This is a genomic window from Streptomyces lasalocidi (assembly GCF_005280215.1).
Classification (GTDB): Bacteria; Actinomycetota; Actinomycetes; order Streptomycetales; family Streptomycetaceae; genus Streptomyces; species Streptomyces longwoodensis.
The window spans coordinates 2081358-2102205 of record NZ_SZNQ01000001.1 but is presented as its reverse complement, the minus strand read 5'-3'; the positions used below and the strand labels follow the sequence as shown (position 1 = coordinate 2102205).

The 20848-nt window shown below is 72.8% G+C and carries 17 protein-coding genes; 8 read left to right on the top strand and 9 right to left on the bottom strand.

Annotated features, from left to right (window positions below; translation table 11 throughout):
* Nucleotides 1-293 precede the first annotated feature (293 nt).
* The 4 genes from E4U91_RS09400 to E4U91_RS09385 all read right to left on the bottom strand — a co-directional run bounded on the left by E4U91_RS09400 (nucleotide 294) and on the right by E4U91_RS09385 (nucleotide 5320).
* A complete protein-coding gene (locus E4U91_RS09400; RefSeq protein WP_137306422.1) occupies nucleotides 294-1955 on the bottom strand; it encodes an alkaline phosphatase D family protein in 1662 nt (553 codons plus the stop codon).
* A gap of 137 nt (nucleotides 1956-2092) precedes the next feature.
* Complete coding sequence (locus E4U91_RS09395) at nucleotides 2093-2905, bottom strand: thioredoxin domain-containing protein (protein ID WP_137306421.1); 813 nt, start codon at nucleotides 2903-2905, stop codon at nucleotides 2093-2095.
* Between the two features lie 307 nt (nucleotides 2906-3212).
* Nucleotides 3213-3905, bottom strand: coding sequence for a hypothetical protein (locus E4U91_RS09390; protein ID WP_137306420.1), 693 nt, complete (start codon nucleotides 3903-3905; stop codon nucleotides 3213-3215).
* A 68-nt stretch (nucleotides 3906-3973) separates the two neighbouring features.
* On the bottom strand, nucleotides 3974-5320 hold the full coding sequence (locus E4U91_RS09385) for a DUF2252 domain-containing protein (protein WP_137306419.1): 1347 nt from the start codon (nucleotides 5318-5320) through the stop codon (nucleotides 3974-3976).
* A gap of 203 nt (nucleotides 5321-5523) precedes the next feature.
* Here E4U91_RS09385 and dnaE point away from each other — a divergent pair, with 203 nt between their 5' ends.
* Nucleotides 5524-9063, top strand: coding sequence for a DNA polymerase III subunit alpha (gene dnaE / locus E4U91_RS09380; RefSeq protein ID WP_137306418.1), 3540 nt, complete (start codon nucleotides 5524-5526; stop codon nucleotides 9061-9063).
* A 114-nt stretch (nucleotides 9064-9177) separates the two neighbouring features.
* On the opposite strand, the gene E4U91_RS09375 is transcribed toward dnaE, so the two are convergent.
* Nucleotides 9178-9342, bottom strand: coding sequence for a hypothetical protein (locus E4U91_RS09375; RefSeq protein ID WP_241678539.1), 165 nt, complete (start codon nucleotides 9340-9342; stop codon nucleotides 9178-9180).
* A gap of 222 nt (nucleotides 9343-9564) precedes the next feature.
* Here E4U91_RS09375 and E4U91_RS09370 point away from each other — a divergent pair, with 222 nt between their 5' ends.
* From E4U91_RS09370 to E4U91_RS09355, 4 genes are all read left to right on the top strand, one after another.
* A complete protein-coding gene (locus E4U91_RS09370; RefSeq protein WP_137306417.1) occupies nucleotides 9565-10830 on the top strand; it encodes an NYN domain-containing protein in 1266 nt (421 codons plus the stop codon).
* A gap of 56 nt (nucleotides 10831-10886) precedes the next feature.
* Nucleotides 10887-11861 (top strand): ABC transporter ATP-binding protein, encoded by a 975-nt coding sequence (locus tag E4U91_RS09365; protein WP_137310742.1) that lies wholly within the window; start codon nucleotides 10887-10889, stop codon nucleotides 11859-11861.
* 76 nt (nucleotides 11862-11937) lie between these two features.
* Nucleotides 11938-12759 (top strand): ABC transporter permease, encoded by an 822-nt coding sequence (locus tag E4U91_RS09360; RefSeq protein ID WP_168218088.1) that lies wholly within the window; start codon nucleotides 11938-11940, stop codon nucleotides 12757-12759.
* A gap of 34 nt (nucleotides 12760-12793) precedes the next feature.
* Complete coding sequence (locus tag E4U91_RS09355) at nucleotides 12794-13447, top strand: DUF2567 domain-containing protein (RefSeq protein ID WP_137306416.1); 654 nt, start codon at nucleotides 12794-12796, stop codon at nucleotides 13445-13447.
* Nucleotides 13448-13480: 33 nt separating this feature from the next.
* Here the strand turns inward: E4U91_RS09355 and ybaK are convergent, their stop codons facing one another.
* The 4 genes from ybaK to E4U91_RS09335 form a co-directional block, all read right to left on the bottom strand.
* On the bottom strand, nucleotides 13481-13981 hold the full coding sequence (ybaK, locus tag E4U91_RS09350) for a Cys-tRNA(Pro) deacylase (RefSeq protein WP_137306415.1): 501 nt from the start codon (nucleotides 13979-13981) through the stop codon (nucleotides 13481-13483).
* A 13-nt stretch (nucleotides 13982-13994) separates the two neighbouring features.
* Complete coding sequence (locus E4U91_RS09345; protein WP_137306414.1) at nucleotides 13995-14735, bottom strand: LON peptidase substrate-binding domain-containing protein; 741 nt, start codon at nucleotides 14733-14735, stop codon at nucleotides 13995-13997.
* Nucleotides 14736-14746: 11 nt separating this feature from the next.
* Nucleotides 14747-15784: a hypothetical protein gene (locus tag E4U91_RS09340; protein WP_422070893.1), complete on the bottom strand. Its 1038-nt coding sequence runs from the start codon at nucleotides 15782-15784 to the stop codon at nucleotides 14747-14749.
* 203 nt (nucleotides 15785-15987) lie between these two features.
* Complete coding sequence (locus E4U91_RS09335) at nucleotides 15988-17565, bottom strand: oxidoreductase (protein ID WP_137306412.1); 1578 nt, start codon at nucleotides 17563-17565, stop codon at nucleotides 15988-15990.
* A 200-nt stretch (nucleotides 17566-17765) separates the two neighbouring features.
* Between E4U91_RS09335 and hisD the strand changes: the two genes are divergently transcribed.
* The 3 genes from hisD to hisB are packed head-to-tail and all read left to right on the top strand — an operon-like array spanning nucleotide 17766 to nucleotide 20790.
* Entirely contained in the window at nucleotides 17766-19091 is a 1326-nt protein-coding gene (gene hisD / locus E4U91_RS09330) for a histidinol dehydrogenase (RefSeq protein ID WP_137306411.1), read from the top strand.
* Nucleotides 19088-20200, top strand: coding sequence for a histidinol-phosphate transaminase (locus E4U91_RS09325; protein ID WP_137306410.1), 1113 nt, complete (start codon nucleotides 19088-19090; stop codon nucleotides 20198-20200). Before hisD ends, E4U91_RS09325 begins: the two co-directional genes overlap by 4 nt.
* Nucleotides 20197-20790 carry an imidazoleglycerol-phosphate dehydratase HisB gene (gene hisB, locus E4U91_RS09320; protein ID WP_037623339.1) on the top strand — a complete coding sequence of 198 codons (594 nt, stop codon included), beginning with the start codon at nucleotides 20197-20199 and terminating at the stop codon, nucleotides 20788-20790. The genes E4U91_RS09325 and hisB overlap by 4 nt, the downstream gene beginning before the upstream one ends.
* The last annotated feature ends 58 nt before the right edge of the window (nucleotides 20791-20848 follow it).

Below are 20848 nucleotides of genomic sequence, written 5' to 3'. Positions count from 1 at the left end.
GCCACCGCCCGGACATTACGTGGACATGACTATGTCCGAAGAGCATTGATCCAGCCATCAACTGCCTGGTGACCGTGGGTGATCGAGGCGGGGTGGAGGGCCGGGCGCGTGGGGCGGATCGGGTGGTGTGCACCGGTTCGTGGCCGGTTCCCCACCACCCGTCGTCGCGGGGCGACCCGCCCGAGGGGGTCCGGGTGTAGCCCGTACCCGCCTCGGGGGTGGCGTGCAGGTGGCGCTCAGGTGGCCGGAAACTGCCCCTCACGCACAGCTGTTACGTCGTCCACACACAGCTTTTACACGGGGTCGTAGGTCCGCTCGACCTTCTGCGTGCCGCTGCGCGTGCGGTACGAACGCGCCCACGACGAGGTCGCGTCGGGGCGGGTGCGGTCGGAGAGGACGTAGTAGTCCATCTGCGCGCGGGCGGCCGTGATGTCCAGGACGCCGTAGCCGTGGCGGTCGGTGTCGACCCAGTGGACGTGCCGGTTGGCGGCGCGGATGAGCGGCGCGGCCACCGCCGAGACCGTGCCCTCGGGCACCTTCACCAGGTCGTCGAGGTTGTCGGAGGTCACCGAGGTCACCACGAACTCGGTGGCGGCCGAGGCGGACAGCGGATACGTGCCGGCGTCCACCGGCACGTCGTTGGCCCACGCCATGTGGATGTCGCCGGTCAGGAACACGGTGTTGCGGATGGCGTGCGCGCGCAGGTGGGCCAGCAGTTCGCGGCGGTCGTCGGTGTAGCCGTCCCACTGGTCGGTGTTGAGGGCGAGGCCCTCCTTCGGCAGGCCCAGCAGCTCCGCCAGCGGCTTGAGCAGGTCCGCGGTCAGCGAGCCGATCGCGAACGGCGAGATCATCACCGAGTTGCCGACCAGCCGCCAGGTGGTGTCGGAGGACTGCAGGCCCGCCTTGAGCCAGTCGAGCTGGGCGCGGCCGGTGAGGGTGCGGTCCGGGTCGTCGACGTCACCGTTGCCGGTCTTGACCTGCTGGGAGCGGAACGAGCGCAGGTCCAGCAGCGACAGGTCGGCCAGCTTGCCGAAGCGCAGCCGGCGGTAGGTGGTGCCGGCGATGGCCGGGCGCACCGGCATCCACTCGAAGTACGCCTGGCGGGCGGCGGCCTGACGGGCCGTCCAGGTGCCCTCGGCGCCCTCGGTGTGGTTCTCGGCGCCGCCCGACCAGGCGTCGTTGGCGAACTCGTGGTCGTCCCAGATCGCCACGACCGGCGCCTTGTGGTGCAGCGCCTGGAGGTCCGGGTCGGTCTTGTAACGGCCGTGCCGGGTGCGGTAGTCGGCGAGGGTGAGGATCTCGTGGCCCGGCGCGTGCGGCCGTACGACCGTGTCGCGGGTGCCGTACTGGCCGGTGCCGTACTCGTAGATGTAGTCGCCGAGGTGCAGCCAGGCGTCCAGGTCGGAGCGGGCGGCGAGGTGGCGGTAGGCGGAGAAGTAGCCGGCCTCCCAGTTGGCGCAGGAGACCACGCCGAAGCGCAGGCCCGGCACCGCGGCGTCCACCGCGGGGGCGGTACGGGTGCGCGCCACGGGGGAGTCGGTGCCGCCGGCCGAGAAGCGGAACCAGTAGTCGGTGGCGGGCTGCAGGCCGCGCACGTCCGCCTTGACGGTGTGGTCGGAGGCGGCGGTGGCGGTGACGGACCCCTTGGCGACGACGGTGGTCAGCGCCTTGTCCCGGGCTATCACCCACTCGACCTCGAGGTCGGGGCCGATGCCGGAACCGGGTGTGGCCGCGGCGGTCGGGGTCACCCGGGTCCACAGCAGGATGCCGTCCGGGAGCGGGTCGCCGGAGGCGACGCCGTGCAGGAAGGCCGGCGCCTCGTCGGCGGCCCGGGCGGGCAGCGCGGCGGCGAGCGGTCCGGCCAGGACGGCGGTGGCCGCTGCGGCCTTGACGACCGTGCGGCGGCGCGGGGCAAGCGGATGGAGGCCTTGTGAGGCTCTGTCTCGACTGGTCACGGGCGATCAGGTTACTCAGCGGTACGCCGAAGAGCGGGCGAACTCCCAAAAGTTCGCCCGCTCTTCGCGTGCCGGTCGGCCGGATCCGGCCGGCGGACCGGGCCGGTCCCGCGTGCCGGATCGCGCCGTGCGCCGGGTCAGCCCTTGAGGGCCGCCGCGAGCGCGGTGTTGAAGTCGGCCACCGTCATGGGGGCGTTCTTGCCGTCCGAGCCGGTGAGGGTCTTGCCGTCCATCTTCAGCGTCGGGGTGCCGCTGACGCCGCTCTTGTCGAACACCTTGGACATCTCCAGCGCCCACCGGTCGTAGGTGCCGTCCTTGACCGCCTTCTGGAACTCGGCGTTGCCCTTCAGCGCCGGGACGGTGTCGGCGACCTCGATCAGGTAGTCGTCGCTCTTGAACTTGTCCTTCGTCTCCTCGGGGTGCCACTTCGCCGAGTACATGGCGGTCTTGTACTCGAAGAACGCCTCGGGGCTGACGTCGAGCGCGGCGCCGAGCGCGCTGAGGGCGTTCTTGGAGCCCTCACCGCTCATGGTGTTGTCCAGGAAGGTGGCGCCGATGTACTGGATCTTGAACTTGCCGGCGTCCAGGTCGGACTTCACCGTCGGGCCGACCGTCTGCTCGAACTGGGAGCAGATCGGGCAGCGCGGGTCCTCGTACATCTCGAGGGTCTTCTTGGCGGTGCTCTTGCCGACCACCACGGTGGTGCCGTTCTTGCCGCTGGTGTTCGCGGGCTTGACCAGGGTGGCCGTCTTCGCCTCTTCCCAGTGGCCGGGCTTGTTGGCCTGGACGACCGCGTAGCCTATGCCGCCGGCCGCGGCCAGCACGGCCACCGCGGAGGCGGCGACGATGACCTGACGGCGGACCTTGGCGCGCTTGGCCGCGCGCTCGCGCTCGACGCGCAGCCGCTCGCGGGCCGCCGTCTTCGCCGACTGGCTGTTGCGCTTGCTCATGTCTGTGTTCTCCCTGTGGGACGCGCACACCGGGTGCGCGGGTGGGTGCGGGGACCGGCCGCTCGGGGCTCGACGCCGGAGGGGGCCCGGCGCGGACCCGTGGGCGTCGGCCGGGCCGGGGATCCCGGCCGGCCGGTGGGCCGTGGGCGCCGTCCGCCGGACGGGCGTCGCCCGGAGCGTGCGGTGGCAAAGGGGTCGTCGCGGGCCGGTCGGGCGGCGACGACGGGCGGAACCGGAGCGGCCCGGAGGGGGCGCGGTCCGCGTGCGGCTCGGCCGGGGAACGGGCGCGGGGACGCGGCCGCCGGGCTCAGCCGAGGGCCGGCAGCGGGGGTCCGCGGCGCGCCAGGGAGTGCACCAGGAGGCGCTCACGCGCGGTGGCCGCCCGCCCGGCGGCCCGCGGCGCACCGGCGGGCGCGGCCGGCTCCAGGCCGACCGTCACCGCGGCCACCGCCAGCAGCAGGGGGCGGAACGTCGTCGCGGTCGCCGCGTGCAGGAGCTGGGCCAGGGCGCGCTCGCCCCGGCGGAGCCAGGCCGCGGCGGTCAGGCCCACCGTGAGGTGCGCGGCGAGCAGCAGCCAGGCCGTCCGGGGGTCGGAGTGGGCCAGCAGGCCGCCCAGGCGGTCGGCGTCGGTGCCCGTGAGCCGGGCCAGCGGGGTGCCCACGCGGGTGCCGTCGCCGCACAGCACGTCCCAGCCGACCGAGCGCAGCGGGCCGGCCACCGGGCCGCCGGCCGGGCCGTAGCAGACGTGCTGGCCGGTGGTGAAGACCGTGTCGGCCGCCAGCTCCAGCGGCACCAGCAGCGCGGCGATGTGCCCGAAGCCGCGCTCGCGGCCCGCCAGGGCGTAGGCGAGCGCGAACACGGCGGCCGCGACGGCGGCCACCGTGTTCAGCGGCAGGGGAGCCCGCGACAGCAGCACGTGCGACGCGGTGCTGAGCGTCACGACGAGTGCCGTGAACAGCGCCGCGCGCACGGCTCTGAGGCGGGTCTCGGATATGTCCATAGCGACAACGAGTGTGGCACGCGTTCCGGTAAGGGACCCCTAAAGGGTTCCTGTGAGCGTCCTTTCCGTCACAGACCCGGGATCCGCCCGTTGCGGAACAGGTCCACGAAGATCTGGTGGTCCGCCCGCGCACGCGCGCCGTAGCGGTGCGCGAAGTCGACCAGCAGCGGCGCGAAGCCCTCCTCGTCGGCCGCGATCGCCGCGTCGATGGCCCGCTCGGTGGAGAACGGCACCAGGGACTCGCCGGACTGGTCGTCCGCCGCCGAGTGCATCGACGCCGTGGCCCGGCCCAGGTCGGCGACGACCGCCGCGATCTCCTCCGGGTCGTCGATGTCGCCCCAGTCCAGGTCCACCGCGTACGGCGAGACCTCCGCGACCAGCTGCCCGGCGCCGTCCAGCTCGGTCCAGCCCAGCCACGGGTCGGCGTGCGCCTGCAGCGCGCGCTGGGAGATCACCGTGCGGTGCCCCTCGTGCTGGAAGTAGTCCCGGATCGCCCGGTCGGTGATGTGCCGGGAGACGGCCGGTGTCTGGGCCTGCTTGATATAGATCACGACGTCGTTCTCCAGGGCGTCGCTGTGGCCCTCCAGCAGGATGTTGTACGACGGCAGCCCCGCCGAGCCGATGCCGATGCCGCGCCGGCCCACGACGTCCTTGACGCGGTAGGAGTCCGGGCGGGCCAGCGAGGAGTCCGGGAGCGTCTCCAGGTAGCCGTCGAAGGCGGCCAGCACCTTGTAGCGGGTGGCCGCGTCCAGCTCGATGGAGCCGCCGCCGGGGGCGAAGCGGCGCTCGAAGTCGCGGATCTCGGTCATCGTCTCCAGCAGCCCGAACCGGGTCAGCGACCGGGCGTCGCGCAGCGCGTCCAGCAGCGGGCCGGTCGCCGTGTCCAGGGTGAAGGGCGGCACCTCGTCGCTCTTGGCGCCGGTCGCCAGCGAGTGGATCCGCTCCCGGTACGCCTCCGCGTAGATCCCCACCAGCTCGCTGATCTGCTCGTCGCTGAGCGCCTTGGCGTACCCGATCAGGGCGATCGACGCCGAGAAGCGCTTCAGGTCCCAGGTGAAGGGGCCGACGTAGGCCTCGTCGAAGTCGTTGACGTTGAAGATCAGCCGGCCGTTGGAGTCCATGTAGGTGCCGAAGTTCTCCGCGTGCAGGTCGCCGTGGATCCACACGCGCGAGGTGCGCTCGTCCTGGTAGGGCCCGCTGTCCACGCGCGACTCGCCCGGTCCGTTCGCCGCGTCCAGGTCGTGGTAGAAGAGGCAGGCCGTGCCCCGGTAGAAGGCGAAGGCCGAGGCCGCCATCTTGCGGAACTTCACACGGAACGCGGCCGGGTCGGCGGCCAGGAGCTCGCCGAAGGCGGTGTCGAAGACGGTGAGGATCTCCTCGCCGCGCTGCTCCTCGTTGAGCGGGGTGACCGACATCGCGGGGTGCCTCCTGGTGCATGACGTGTACGACAGCGTTTCTGTCGTCTCCCAACGGACGGGGCCGCCGGGAAGTGCCCGCGGCCCTCGCTGTGAAGGTACGCGGGGCGGCCCGCCCGGTGTCAGTCCCGAGGCATAGACTTCGACGCTGACCCCGGACTGTCCGCCGTCCCGTCGCCGCTCGTTCCCCTGGAGGCCGCCCCGTGTCGAAGCCGCCGTTCACGCACCTGCACGTCCACACCCAGTACTCGCTGCTGGACGGTGCCGCGCGGCTCAAGGACATGTTCGACGCGTGCAACGAGATGGGCATGACGCACATCGCGATGTCCGACCACGGCAACCTGCACGGCGCGTACGACTTCTTCCACTCCGCGAAGAAGGCCGGGATCACCCCGATCATCGGGATCGAGGCGTACGTCGCCCCCGAGTCCCGGCGCAACAAGCGCAAGATCCTCTGGGGCCAGCCGCACCAGAAGCGCGACGACATCTCCGGTTCCGGTGGCTACACCCACAAGACGATGTGGGCGGTGAACCGCACCGGACTGCACAACCTCTTCCGGCTGTCCTCCGACGCTTACGCCGAGGGCTGGCTGCAGAAGTGGCCCCGGATGGACAAGGAGACCATCGCCCAGTGGTCCGAGGGCATCGTCGCCTCCACCGGCTGCCCCTCCGGCGAGGTGCAGACCCGGCTGCGCCTCGGCCACTTCGACGAGGCCCTGAAGGCCGCCTCCGAGTACCAGGACATCTTCGGCAAGGACAAGTACTTCCTGGAGCTGATGGACCACGGCATCGAGATCGAGCGCCGGGTCCGCGACGGGCTGCTGGAGATCGGCCGCAAGCTCGGCATCCCCCCGCTGGTCACCAACGACTCGCACTACACGTACGCGCACGAGGCGACCGCCCACGACGCCCTGCTGTGCATCCAGACCGGCAAGAACCTCTCCGACCCCGACCGTTTCAAGTTCGACGGCACCGGCTACTACCTGAAGTCCACGGACGAGATGTACGCCATCGACTCCTCGGACGCCTGGCAGGAGGGCTGCGCCAACACGCTGCTCGTCGCCGAGATGGTGGACACCACCGGCATGTTCGAGGCCAAGAACCTCATGCCGAAGTTCGACATCCCCGAGGGCTACACCGAGGTGACCTGGTTCAAGGAGGAGGTCCGCCGCGGCATGGAGCGCCGCTTCCCCGGCGGCATCCCCGAGGACCGCCAGAAGCAGGCCGAGTACGAGATGGACACCATCATCTCGATGGGCTTCCCGGGCTACTTCCTCGTGGTCGCCGACTTCATCATGTGGGCCAAGAAGCAGGGCATCGCCGTCGGCCCCGGCCGTGGCTCCGCGGCCGGCTCGATCGTCGCCTACGCCATGGGCATCACCGACCTCGACCCCATCCCGCACGGCCTGATCTTCGAGCGGTTCCTCAACCCCGAGCGCATCTCCATGCCCGACGTCGACATCGACTTCGACGAGCGTCGGCGCGTCGAGGTGATCCGCTACGTGACCGAGAAGTACGGCGCCGACAAGGTCGCCATGATCGGCACCTACGGCACCATCAAGGCCAAGAACGCGATCAAGGACTCCGCGCGCGTGCTGGGCTACCCGTACGCGATGGGCGACCGCATCACCAAGGCCATGCCCGCCGACGTCCTCGGCAAGGGCATCCCGCTGTCCGGCATCACCGACCCCGCCCACCCCCGCTACTCGGAGGCCGGCGAGGTCCGGGCGATGTACGAGAACGAGCCGGACGTGAAGAAGGTCATCGACACCGCGCGCGGTGTGGAGGGCCTGGTGCGGCAGATGGGCGTGCACGCCGCCGGCGTGATCATGTCCAGCGAGACCATCACCGAACACGTCCCGGTCTGGGTGCGGCACACCGACGGCGTGACCATCACCCAGTGGGACTACCCGAGCTGTGAGTCGCTCGGCCTGCTGAAGATGGACTTCCTGGGCCTGCGCAACCTCACGATCATGGACGACGCGGTCAAGATGGTGAAGGCCAACAAGGGCCTCGACATCGACCTGCTGTCGCTGCCGCTGGACGACCCCACGACCTTCGAGCTGCTCCAGCGCGGCGACACCCTCGGCGTCTTCCAGTTCGACGGCGGCCCCATGCGCTCGCTGCTGCGGCTGATGAAGCCGGACAACTTCGAAGACATCTCCGCCGTGTCGGCCCTGTACCGGCCGGGCCCGATGGGCATGAACTCCCACACGAACTACGCGCTGCGCAAGAACGGCCAGCAGGAGATCACGCCGATCCACCCCGAGCTGGAGGAGCCGCTCAGGGAGGTCCTGGACGTCACCCACGGCCTGATCGTCTACCAGGAGCAGGTGCAGAAGGCCGCCCAGATCATCGCGGGCTACTCGCTCGGCGAGGCCGACATCCTCCGCCGCGTGATGGGCAAGAAGAAGCCCGAGGAACTGGCGAAGAACTTCACCATCTTCCAGGCCGGCGCCCGCAACAACGGCTACAGCGACGAGGCCATCCAGGCGCTGTGGGACGTGCTGGTCCCGTTCGCCGGCTACGCGTTCAACAAGGCGCACTCCGCCGCGTACGGCCTGGTGTCCTACTGGACCGCCTACCTCAAGGCGAACCACCCCGCCGAGTACATGGCCGCCCTGCTGACCTCCGTCAAGGACGACAAGGACAAGTCGGCGGTCTACCTCAACGAGTGCCGCCGCATGGGCATCCGCGTCCTGCCGCCGAACGTCAACGAGTCCGAGGCGAACTTCGCCGCGCAGGGCGACGACGTGATCCTGTTCGGCCTGTCCGCGGTGCGCAACGTCGGCACCAACGTCGTCGAGTCGATCATCAAGTGCCGCAAGGCCAAGGGGAAGTACACCTCCTTCCCCGACTACCTCGACAAGGTCGAGGCGGTCGTCTGCAACAAGCGGACCACGGAGTCCCTGATCAAGGCCGGCGCCTTCGACTCCATGGGCCACACCCGCAAGGGCCTGACGGCGCAGTACGAACCGATGATCGACAACGTGGTCGCGGTCAAGCGCAAGGAGGCCGAGGGCCAGTTCGACCTGTTCGGCGGGATGGGCGAGGAGCAGAGCGACGAGCCGGGCTTCGGCCTCGACGTGGAGTTCACCACCGACGAGTGGGACAAGACCTACCTGCTCGCGCAGGAGCGCGAGATGCTCGGCCTGTACGTCTCCGACCACCCGCTGTTCGGCCTGGAGCACGTGCTGTCCGACAAGGCCGACGCGGGCATCGCCCAGCTCACCGGCGGTGAGCACGCGGACGGCGCGGTCGTGACCATCGGCGGCATCATCTCGGGCCTCCAGCGCAAGATGACCAAGCAGGGCAACGCCTGGGCCATCGCCACCGTCGAGGACCTCGCGGGCTCCATCGAGTGCATGTTCTTCCCGGCCACCTACCAGCTGGTGTCGACCCAACTCGTCGAGGACGCCGTGGTGTTCGTCAAGGGCCGGCTCGACAAGCGCGAGGACGTGCCCCGGCTGGTGGCGATGGAGCTCCAGGTCCCCGACCTGTCCAACGCCGGCACCAACGCGCCCGTGGTGCTCACCATCCCGGCCACCCGGATCACCCCGCCGATGGTCAGCCGCCTCGGGGAGATCCTCACCCACCACAAGGGCGACAGCGAGGTCCGCATCAAGCTGCAGGGCCCGACCAGGACCACCGTGCTGCGCCTGGACCGGCACCGGGTCAAGCCCGACCCGGCCCTGTTCGGCGACCTGAAGGTGCTGCTCGGCCCGTCCTGCCTGGCCGGCTGACCGGCCGCCGGGGACGGGACGGGGCGCGGAGCGGCCCGGACGTGCGTGAGGGGCGTACCCGGTACCTGGTACGCCCCTGCTGCACGTGTGCGGTCACAACCCGTCACACGGACGTCAGTTGTGGCCGAAGCTGCGCTTCCGCTTGTGCGTCGCCACGTCGCCGGGGGTCATCTCGACCTCGGGCTGGGACTCCGCCTCCGCCGTGGGACGGCGCTCCGCGCGCTGCCCGCGGTCGGTCGGACGCTGCTGCTTGCGGTCACGGTTCTTGTTCTTGGCCATGGTGATGCCTCCTGTGGGGATCTTGGGGCCAGGGCCGGATCCAGATTCACACAAGCCGACTTGCCGTGCATGTCGGATAATTACCCTGTGTCACAGGGCAGGTCGTCGGGCCCCGTCCCGAAACGCCACGCCGAAGATCGAGTTGCGAGCCGTTAACCTCCGCGTGGTCGGGCAGACTCGAAGCAAGCCCGAAGCAAACCTCCCGGGAAGTGGGTGAGTCGCGTGGACCGCTGCGTCGTCCTGGTGGACGCCGGGTATCTGCTGGGGGCGGCCGCGAGCCTCCTCGCCGGGGAGCCCTCCCGGTCCCGGATCACCGTCGACCACTCCGCCCTCGTCCAGGGCCTGCGCGAACAGGCCGAGTCCGACACGGAACGGCCGCTGCTGCGGATCTACTGGTTCGACGGCGCCCCCGACCGCGTCCCGCAGCCCGAGCACCGCCGGCTGCGCGTGATGCCCCGCGTCACCGTGCGGCTGGGCGCCCTCACCCGCAGCGACGGCCGCTGGGCCCAGAAGGGCGTCGACGCGGCCATGCACGCCGAGCTGACCGAGCTGGCCCGCAACCGCGCCTGCTCCGACGTCGTGCTGGTCACCGGCGACGGCGACCTGCTGCCCGGCATGATGGCCGCCAAGGAGCACGGCGTCGCCGTCCACCTGTGGGCCGTCCAGGCCGCCGACGGCGACTACAACCAGTCCGAGGACCTGGTCGCCGAGGCCGACGAACGGCGCGTCCTGGACCGTACGTGGATCACCAAGGCGGTCCGCGCCAAGGAGTTCGGCGGGGTGTGCGCGCCGCCGCCCGTGCCCCGGCCCGAGATCGCCGCGATCCTCTCCGCCCCGCTGCCCGACGCCCCGCCGCTCGCCCCCGCCGCCGAGCGGCCCTCCGACGAGCCGGAGCACTCCGCCGCCGCGGCGGCCGACGGCGCCCAGGAGCGCGTGTCCACCGCCAAGGGCGTCCCCACCCCCAAGGACCTGGCCGAGCTGCGCGCCGGGGCGCAGACCGCGCACCACCCGGCGAACGCGACCCTGCGCTGGTCCTCCGACAAGGGCTGGGTGGAGCGCCCCGGCAGCGCCCCGGAGCCGCCCGAGGCGGCCGCGATGCCCACGCTGGCCCAGCTGACCAGCGCCGAGCAGCGCTGGGCCGACCGCGAGGAGGACATCACCACCGTCGGCGGCGACCCGTACGAGGTGGGTCAGGTGTTCGCCCGGCGCTGGATGGCCCGGCTCGGCGACCAGGGCCACCTGCAGCGGCTGTCGGGCATGTACCCGCGCATCCCGCACCGCGTCGACGGCGAGCTGCTGCGCTACGCGGCCCGCTTCGGCCTGCTCGCGCACAAGGACGACCAGATCGACGAGCACGACCGGTACGCGATCCGGGCCGGCTTCTGGCGCGAGATCGACGTGCGCACCGCCACCGAGCACGCCCCGGCCGGCGACCGAGCCGTGTCCCCGGGCCGCCCCGAAGGCGAGCGGAGCTTCCCGACCCCGTAGGCTCGTACCTTGTGAGTACGCGCGTGGCACCGGCGGTCCGGCCCAGGGACGAGGTCGTGTGTGCCGTGCGCGGGCTGACCAAGACCTACCCCGCGGTGCGCGGCCGGCGCGGCACCCCGGCCACCCCCGAGGTACGCGCCACCGACGACGTACGGCTGGACATCCGGCGCGGTGAGATCTTCGGGCTGCTCGGGCCGAACGGGGCCGGCAAGTCCACCCTCGTCCGGCAGCTCACCGGGCTGATGCGGCCGGACACCGGCAGCGTGGAGATCCTCGGGCACGACATCGTGCGGCACCCGGAGCGGGCCGCGCGGATCCTCGCCTACCTGGGGCAGGAGTCCACCGCCCTGGACGAGCTGACCGTGTCCCTGGCCGCCGAGACCACCGGCCGGCTGCGCGGGCTGGACGTGCGCCGGGCGCGGGCCGAGCGGGACGCGGTGCTGGACGAGCTGGGGCTCACGCCGATCGCCGGACGCCCGCTGAAGAAGCTCTCCGGCGGACAGCGGCGGCTGGCCTGCTTCGCCGCCGCGCTGGTGGGCGAGCGGTCCCTGCTGGTCCTGGACGAGCCGACCACGGGCATGGACCCGGTGGCCCGGCGGGCCGTGTGGTCGGCCGTCGACCGGCGGCGGGCCGAGCGCGGCACCACGGTGCTGCTGGTCACCCACAACGTCATCGAGGCCGAGACGGTCCTGGACCGGGTCGCGGTCCTCGACCAGGGCCGGATCATCGCCTGCGACACCCCGTCCGGCCTCAAGGAGCAGGTCGCCGGCGAGGTACGGGTGGAACTGGTGTGGCGGGAGCGGGCCCCGCTGGACGTGCCCGAGGTCGCGGCGCTGCGCGAGCGCGCCGCGGAGTCCGGGCGCCGCTGGACGCTCCGGCTGGCCCCCGAGGAGGCCCGCGCGGTCGTCGCCACCGTCACCGGTGGCGCCGCCTTCGCCGCCCTCGACGACTTCACGCTGGCCACGCCGAGCCTGGAGGACGTCTACCTCGCGCTCGGCGGGGCGGCCCGCCAGGGGCTGGTGCGGACATGAGCGCGGCACGGGTGAGCCGACCGGGGGTGCGGTCCGTATGGTCCTGGGGAGCGGTAGCGAGAGGGAGCAGCGCCAGGTGAGTGTCGTACCTGCCGAGGTCCTGTCGGGCGGCGCGCCGGCCGTGGACGAGCCGGTCCGGTACGCGGCCGAGCTCGGGCCGCGCGCACGGCTGTGGCCGTCGCTGGTGGCCGTGTACCGGGCGCAGCTCTCGCGCGCCCGGGTGGCGCGCATCCCGCTGCTGTTCGTGGCGACCTTCCAGTCCGTCGGCATCCTGGTCATGATGCGCGGGGTGGTGGAGGGCGGCCGCGAGGCGGAGTCCGTCGTCGCCGGGTCCGCCGTGCTGGTGGTGGCGTTCGTCGCGCTCAACCTGCTCGCGCAGTACTTCGGGCAGCTGCGGGCGAGCGGCGGTCTCGACCACTACGCCACGCTGCCCGTGCCGCCGGCCTCGGTGGTGCTGGGGGCGGCGGGCGCCTACGCCTCGTTCACCGTGCCCGGGACGGTGGTGACCGCGGTGTTCGGGTGCGTGCTGTTCGGGCTGCCGGTGACCCACCTGTGGGTGCTGGTGGCGGTGATCCCGCTCGCCGGGGCCGCGCTGGCCGGGCTCGGCGCCGCCTGCGGGCTGCTCGCGCCCCGGCCGGAACTCGCCACCCTGCTCGGCCAGCTGGGCATGTCCGCGGCGCTGCTGCTGGGCGTGCTGCCTCCCGACCGGATGCCGGAGCCGGTGCGCCTCCTGCGCGACCTGCTGCCGTCGACGTACGGCGTGGAGGCGCTCGCACGGACGTTCGGCAAGGGTCCCGACTGGGCGTACGTCGGGGTGGACCTCGCGGTGTGCGCCGCGGTGGGCGTGGTCTCGCTGGCCGTGGCGACCTGGGCGTACCGCCGGGCCGCCGTCCGGTGACGCGCCCCACAGGCGGGCCTGGCACGATGGCAGGGTGACCGCTCCACTGACTCCGCCACCGCCGCCGCACGATCCCTCCTCGCAGGGCGCGTGGCCGCCCCCGCCGGGGCCGTACGGCTACGCGGCCCAGGTGCCGCACGACGGCGGGCCGCAGGGACCCGGGCTGCTGACCGAGCTGCGGGACGCCGCCGTCGTGACGGTGCTCGTGACCGTCCTCGGGGTGCTCCTCGGGCTGCTGTGGGTGTGGCTCGCGCCGCGGGTGCCGCTGGTCGGGGACGTCGTGGACGGCGGCTGGGTCGTCTACCTCAAGGACACCGAGGGCGAGCAGGCCGTCGGCGCCGACGGAACGTTCACGCTCCTTGCGCTCGCGTTCGGCGCGGTGACCGCGGCGGCGGTGTTCCTGTGGCGGCGCCGCGGGGGCGTGCCGCTGGTGGTGGCGCTGGCCCTCGGCGGGCTCTTCGCCTCGCTGATCGCCTGGCGGATCGGGCTGTGGCTCGGGCCCACCGACGACGTGCTGACGCACGCGAAGGGCGTGGGCAAGGGCGTGACCTTCTCCGCGCCGCTGAAGCTGGGCGCCCACGGGGCGCTGCTCGCCTGGTCCATGGCCGCGATGGTGGTCCACCTGGGCCTCACGGCGCTGTTCGGGCCCCGCGACCCCGAGCTGTACGGAACGCCGCCGGCCGGCTGAGCGGCCCGGGCCCTGGTCCGTGTCGTCGGACGACTACGGGCGCCCGATCGGGGCCAGCGTCGCCCCGGTCAGCGCCGCGAGGTCCGCGGGGGAGAGCTCGACCTCCAGGCCGCGCCGGCCCGCCGAGACGCAGATCGTGGCGTGGCCGCCCGCGGAGGCGTCCAGGACCGTGGGCAGCCTCTTGCGCTGTCCCAGCGGGGAGATGCCGCCCCGCACGTAGCCCGTGGTGCGTTCGGCGAGGGCCGGGTCGGCCATCGCCGCCTTCTTGCCGCCCACCGCCGAGGCCAGGGCCTTGAGGTCCAGCTGGCCCGCCACCGGGACCACCGCCACGGTCAGCGCGCCGTCGACGTCCGCCACGAGGGTCTTGAAGACGCGCTCGGGGGAGACGCCCATCGCCTCGGCCGCCTCCTCGCCGTAGGACGGGTGGCTCGGGTCGTGGTCGTAGGCGTGGACCGTGAAGTCCACGCCCGCCGCCGTCAGCGCCACCGTCGCGGGCGTACCGCCCGCCTGCTGCTTCCTCGACTTCTTCGCCACGGGTCGCTGTGCCTCAGTTCAGACTCGTCGGGCCGCGCGTCAGGTCCGACGCCGGCAGCGACGGCAGACTACGGAGGATGGCCGTCTCCGCGCGAAGGAGTTTCAGCTCGTCGCGCAGGCGGGACGCGGTGTCGGGGGCCTGGAGCAGGCGCTGCTTGGCAGGGGTGTCGAGCAGCATCGCCGCCGCCACCAGGTAGGAGAGGACCGCGGGCTCGTCGGGCAGCTCCGAGCCGGTCGACAGGGAGCGTTCCCGGGCGCCGGCCAGGCGCTTCTGGTACTGGCGGAACGCCCGCAGCACCCCCTCGGCCAGCGGGCCGGCCTCGTCGCCCGGCTCCTCCGTCAGCTCCTCCAGCTCGGCCGTGAGGAACGGGCCGGAGGTGTCCAGCGACAGCAGCCTGACCCGGGTCGTGCCGGTCGCCAGGACCTCGAGGGAGCCGTCGGCGCGCTCGCGGATCGTCGCGGCGTCGGCCACGCAGCCCACCCCGTGGAACGCCTTGAGCGGGTCGGTGCCGAAGCCCGCCGACGGGCCGCGCTGCGGCAGGGCCGTGAGGTCGGGCATCCCCGGTTCGCTGGGCGCGACCTCGTGGCCGTCGCGGATCGCCACGACGGCGAACCGGCGCGGTTCCTCCTCGGGGGTCTTCAGCAACTCGCGCATCATGGCGCGGTAGCGCTCCTCGAAGACGTTCAACGGAAGCACCAACCCCGGGAACAGCACCGAGTTCAGGGGGAAGAGCGGGAGACGGACGGTGGTCACGAACCCAGAGCCTAGTGGTCTTCCCAGGGCCCGCGTCCGCCGTGGTCACCACGGGCGCCCCACTCGGGCGCCGCGGGCGCTCCCCGGCGGATCCGGTCCCGCACCGCGAGGAAGTGGCCGAGGGGGTCGTCGGAGAGCTGGTCCCAGGGGAACGACGTGGCGTACGGGCCCAGCTGGCGCAGCTGGTCCAGGGCCTCGTCGAGCCGGCGCAGACGCTTGAGCACGTAGGCCAGGACGTTGCGCATCTCGGCTGGCCAGGGGTCGGACACCGGCAGGCGGGCGGACAGGGCGAGCGCCCGGTCGGCCGCCGCGTCGAGCCGCTCGCGCGCCACGTCCGGGCCGCAGCCGTCGGTGAGGTACGCGAACGCGGCCTGCAACGGCAGCGCCTGGACCAGGGAGTCCTCGGGCGCGTCCTGCGCGGCCCGGTCGGCGAAGTCGAAGCACTCGCGGGTCGCACCGTGCCAGGACGCGGCGAGGTAGCGCAGCGCGGCCACGTGACAGCCGTAGTGGTGCGGGGAGCGGCGCACCGCCGCCTCCCACAGCTCGCTGAAGTACTTGTGCCCGGCGCGGGCCCCGCGCGCGTGGTCCAGGGCGATCCGCCACGGCACCGGGTCGGGCACGTGCGCCTGCGCCGCCGCGGTGACCAGCGGGCTCACCTCGCGCAGCAGCTCGGTGCGGGCGGGGGAGCGCCAGGCGCGGTGCACGGCGAGCTGGGCGGCGACCAGCAGGACGTCCGGGTCGCGCGGCGCGTCCGCGCGCCACCGCTCGAACCAGTCCGGCCGGGCGTGCGCGAAGGACGCCAGCCGGACGACGTAGCCGTCGCGGTGCTCCCACTCGCCGCGCACGCGCGTGCCGGCCAGCAGTGCGGCGGCGGCGTCGTACTCGTCCCGCCCGGCGGCGACCAGCGCGGGGCCCAGCCGGTCGTCGGGCGCGTCGAGCAGTACCTCGTCGTCGGCGGGCAGGCCAGCGGCGGTGTGCGGGGCGACGTTCCGAGGGCCCCGGGACGCGGGCGTCCGGGAGCCTCGGATGAACGGGGGCAGCAGAGCCATGGTGACGTCCATTGAAAAGCCGCAGGTCGCGGGTGCGCCAGAGGGAACGGTCAAGCCGGGGAAAGTTGTACCCTCCGAAGTAAAGGAGAGGTAAAAGGTGAGACTTCAACAAGAACAGACGTTCCCCTCACCGAGCACCAGCACCATCCGGAACCAGCGCCCCGTCCGGAACCGCCGCACCCTCCGGACCACCCGCACCACGGTCAGCTCCGCCGCAGCAGCCGGGTCGCGCCCGCCGCCACCGCCGTGGCCAGCACCCAGCCGAGCAGCACCAGGGCCACCGACAGCCACTGCCAGCCGTCGCGCAGCTGCCACTGGCCGCTCTGCCCGAAGTCGATCACCGGCAGCAGCAGGTCGAGCGCGTACAGGGCCGGGTCCCACTGCGGGTGGCGGCCCGCGTCGACCGGACGGTGCGCGGCCTGCGCGAAGGCCAGCGAACCCGCCGCCCACAGCACCGCCATCCACAGGGCCGCCCGGCCCGGCCGGTACCCGTAGGCGACCGTCCAGTCCTGCGCGTACCCCCACAGCTTCGCGGCCGGCGGCAGGGTCGCCCGGCGGTGGCGCTGCTTGGCGAGCAGCACCTCGCGCGCGCCCTCGTCCTCGCCGCTCGCCCGCAGCACCGCGGCCAGCCGCTCGTACGGCTCAGGCTGGTACTCGGCGGTCGCCGCCGACACCCAGCGCAGCCGCTCGGCGAGCGGGAACGGGCCCCGGGGCACCAGGTTCTCGTAGGTGAAGCCGCTCATGTGCAGGCTCCCCGGGCCCGGCCAGGCGGCCGCCCGGTCCACCAGGTTGACCACCCGCGCCCCCGACAGCGCGACCCGCCCGCGCGCCGGACGCTCCCCGAGGAAGCGCAGCTCCGGCGTCTGCACCCGGCGCAGGGATATCTCCTGGTCGTCGGTGAGCGTGAACCGGGCGTCCTGGAAGTCGACCGCGTCCCCGAACCGCCCGTCGTCCAGGCGCGCACCGCCCCGGCACTCGAACCGCTGGACCCGCGTGCCCCGCGCGGGGGTCGCCCCGCTCGGCGTGCCCGCGCCGAGCCCGGCCGGGGTCAGGTACAGCGTGCGCTCCACGGTCAGCTGGGGCGCGTTCAGCGCGAGCCGGGCGTCCGGGTTGACCAGCCGCGCCCCGCGCAGGCTCAGCGACACCCCGATCTTCGCGCTGCGCAGGCTGAGCTCGCCGTAGGACTCCAGCAGTTCGGCCTGGAGGTCCTGGCCGACGCTCAGGCCGTCACCGGCGATCGAGCGGCCGGTGCGGTCCTGGTGCACCACGGCCTGGTTCAGCATCAGGTCGGTGCCGATGTGCGCGTCGGTCAGCCGGACCCCGCGCAGGAACCGGCAGCGCGGCAGGTGCAGGTCGCCCTCGGTGTGCACCCGGGCGGCCTCCAGCCGCGGCACCGCGCAGTCCACCAGCCGCACCGTCGTCAGCCGGGCCTCCGGTAGCAGCACGTCCCGCTCGAACCGGCAGCGCCGCATCTCCACGTACGGCACCACCGTGCCGCCCGACAGGTCCAGCGAGCCGCTCAGCCGCACCCCGGCCAGCTTCAGCGAGGACACCCGCCCGGTCAGCGGCGGCGGGCCGTCCAGCAGCAGCCAGGCCACGACGCGGGCCCGCACGGTGCGCTCCGGGCCCCACGGCTGCCCGCCGTGCGGGTCGTCCACCAGCGCGTCGCCGCTGCTCAGGTCGTACACGCTGCCGTTGCGGAAGGCCTGCCACATCCCGGCCTCGACGGCGGTCAGGTCGTCCGGCAGGTCCCCCGTGCGCCGGCGGCTCCCCTCGTCCACCACCCCGCCACCTCCGTCCCGCGCGGCACATCCCGCTCCTCGCACACCTGTTCATGCCCGCTGGGTGACGAGCCAACCACGGAACGTGAGGAAGATTTACGGAACGTGACCGACCGCCCGTCGTGAGGCCCCTGGACGTTCTGTATCAGCCATTGATACGCGCGGACGGCACGTCGGCGGGGTCTGAGAGAATTGGGACCGTGATCTCCCGAATCGATCTGCGCGGCGACGCCCTCCCCGAGGGCCCCGCCCTGCGCGACCTGCTGCCCCGAGCCGACTTCGACGTCTCGGCCGCCCTGGAGAAGGTGCGCCCGATCTGCGAGGCCGTGCATCATCGGGGCGACGCGGCGCTGATCGACTTCGCCGAGAAGTTCGACGGCGTCCGCCTCGACCAGGTCCGGGTCCCGGCCGCGGCCCTCGCCCGCGCCCTGGAGGAGCTCGACCCGGCCGTGCGCTCGGCCCTGGAGGAGTCCGTCCGCCGCGCCCGCCTCGTGCACCGCGCCCAGCGCCGCACCGACCACACCACCCAGGTCGTGCCCAGCGGCACGGTGACCGAGAAGTGGGTGCCGGTCGAGCGCGTCGGGCTGTACGCCCCCGGCGGCCGGTCGGTGTACCCGTCGTCCGTGGTGATGAACGTCGTCCCGGCCCAGGAGGCCGGCGTCCCGTCGATCGCGCTCGCCTCGCCCGCCCAGGCCGAGTTCGGCGGACTGCCGCACCCGACGATCCTCGCCGCGTGCGCGCTGCTCGGCGTGGACGAGGTCTACGCGGCCGGCGGCGCGACCGCCGTCGCGATGTTCGCCCACGGCACCGAGTCCTGCCCGCCCGCGAACATGGTCACCGGGCCGGGCAACATCTGGGTCGCCGCCGCCAAGCGCTACTTCACCGGCCGGATCGGCATCGACGCCGAGGCCGGCCCGACCGAGATCGCGGTCCTCGCCGACGCCACCGCCGACCCGGTGCACGTCGCCTCCGACCTGATCAGCCAGGCCGAGCACGACCCGCTGGCCGCCGCCGTCCTGGTCACCGACTCCGTCGAGCTCGCCGACGCGGTGGAGAAGGAGCTGGAGCCGCAGGTCGCGGCCACCCGGCACGTCGACGACCGGATCGTGCCCGCCCTGACCGGGCGGCAGTCCGCGATCGTCCTGGTCGACGGCATCGACGAGGGCCTCAGGGTGGTCGACGCCTACGGCGCCGAGCACCTGGAGATCCAGACCGCCGACGCCGCCGCCGTCGCCGACCGCGTGCGCAACGCGGGCGCGATCTTCGTCGGGCCCTGGGCGCCGGTGTCCCTCGGCGACTACGCCGCCGGGTCCAACCACGTCCTGCCCACCGGCGGCTGCGCCTGCCACTCCTCGGGCCTGTCCGTGCAGTCCTTCCTGCGCGGCATCCACGTCGTGGACTACACGAAGGACGCGCTGGCCGACGTCGCGCACCACGTGGTCACGCTGGCGGAGGCGGAGGACCTGCCCGCGCACGGCGCGGCGATCAAGGCGAGGTTCGGCTGGAAGGTTCCCGGGAGCAAGTGAGCGACGTGAGGATCGACGATCTCCCCGTACGGGACGAGCTGCGCGGCAAGTCCCCCTACGGGGCGCCCCAGCTGGACGTGCCCGTACGGCTGAACACCAACGAGAACCCCTACCCGCTGCCCGAGCCGCTGGTCGAGCGGATCGCGGAGCGGGTGCGCGAGGCGGCCCGCCACCTCAACCGCTACCCGGACCGCGACGCCGTCGAGCTGCGCACCCGGCTCGCCGCGTACCTGACCCGCACCTCGGGCCACGAGGTGGGCCTCGGCAACGTCTGGGCGGCCAACGGCTCCAACGAGGTCATCCAGCAGTTGCTGCAGACCTTCGGCGGACCGGGACGCACGGCGATCGGCTTCGAGCCGTCGTACTCGATGCACGCGCTCATCGCGCGCGGCACCGGCACCGGCTGGATCTCCGGGCCGCGCGGCGAGGACTTCACCATCGACCTCGCCGCCGCGCGGGAGGCGATCGCCGGGCACCGCCCGGACGTCGTCTTCGTCACCACCCCCAACAACCCCACCGGCACGGCCGTCCCGCCCGAGACCGTGACCGCGCTGTACGAGGCGGCGCAGGCCGCCAAGCCGTCGCTGGTGATCGTGGACGAGGCGTACATCGAGTTCAGCCACGGCCCCTCGCTGCTGCCGCTGCTCGAGGGCCGCCCGCACCTGGTGATCTCGCGGACCATGTCGAAGGCGTTCGGCGCGGCCGGCCTGCGCCTCGGCTACCTCGCCGCGCACCCGGCCGTGGTCGACGCCGTCCAGCTGGTGCGGCTGCCGTACCACCTGTCGGCCGTCACCCAGGCGACCGCGCTGGCCGCGCTGGAGCACACCGACACCCTGCTCGGCTACGTCGAGCAGCTGAAGACCGAGCGGGACCGCCTGGTGACCGAGCTGCGGGCGATCGGCTACGAGGTGACCGCCTCCGACGCCAACTTCGTCCAGTTCGGCCGCTTCGCCGACGCGCACGCGGCCTGGCAGAAGATCCTCGACCGGGGCGTCCTCGTCCGGGACAACGGCGTCCCCGGCTGGCTCAGGGTCACCGCCGGCACCCCGCAGGAGAACGACGCGTTCCTCGACGCGGTCCGTGAACTGAAGAAGGAGCAGAGCGCATGAACCGCGTGGGACGCGTGGAGCGGGTCACCAAGGAGACGTCGGTGCTCGTCGAGATCGACCTCGACGGCAGCGGCAAGGTCGACGTGGCGACCGGGGTCGGCTTCTACGACCACATGCTCGACCAGCTCGGCCGGCACGGCCTGTTCGACCTCACCGTCAAGACCGAGGGCGACCTGCACATCGACTCGCACCACACCATCGAGGACACCGCCCTCGCGCTGGGCGCAGCCTTCAAGCAGGCCCTCGGCGACAAGGTGGGCATCTACCGCTTCGGCAACTGCACCGTCCCGCTGGACGAGTCGCTCGCCCAGGTCACCGTCGACCTCTCCGGCCGCCCCTACCTCGTGCACACCGAGCCCGAGAACATGGCGCCGATGATCGGCGAGTACGACACCACCATGACCCGGCACATCCTGGAGTCCTTCGTGGCCCAGGCGCAGATCGCCCTGCACGTCCACGTGCCCTACGGGCGCAACGCGCACCACATCGTGGAGTGCCAGTTCAAGGCCCTGGCCCGCGCCCTGCGCTACGCGAGCGAACGCGACCCGCGCGCGGCCGGAATCCTCCCCTCCACGAAGGGCGCGCTGTGAGCGACGCACGCGCGGCCACCGGGCCGCAGACGACGACGATGGCCGCACCTCTGCGCCG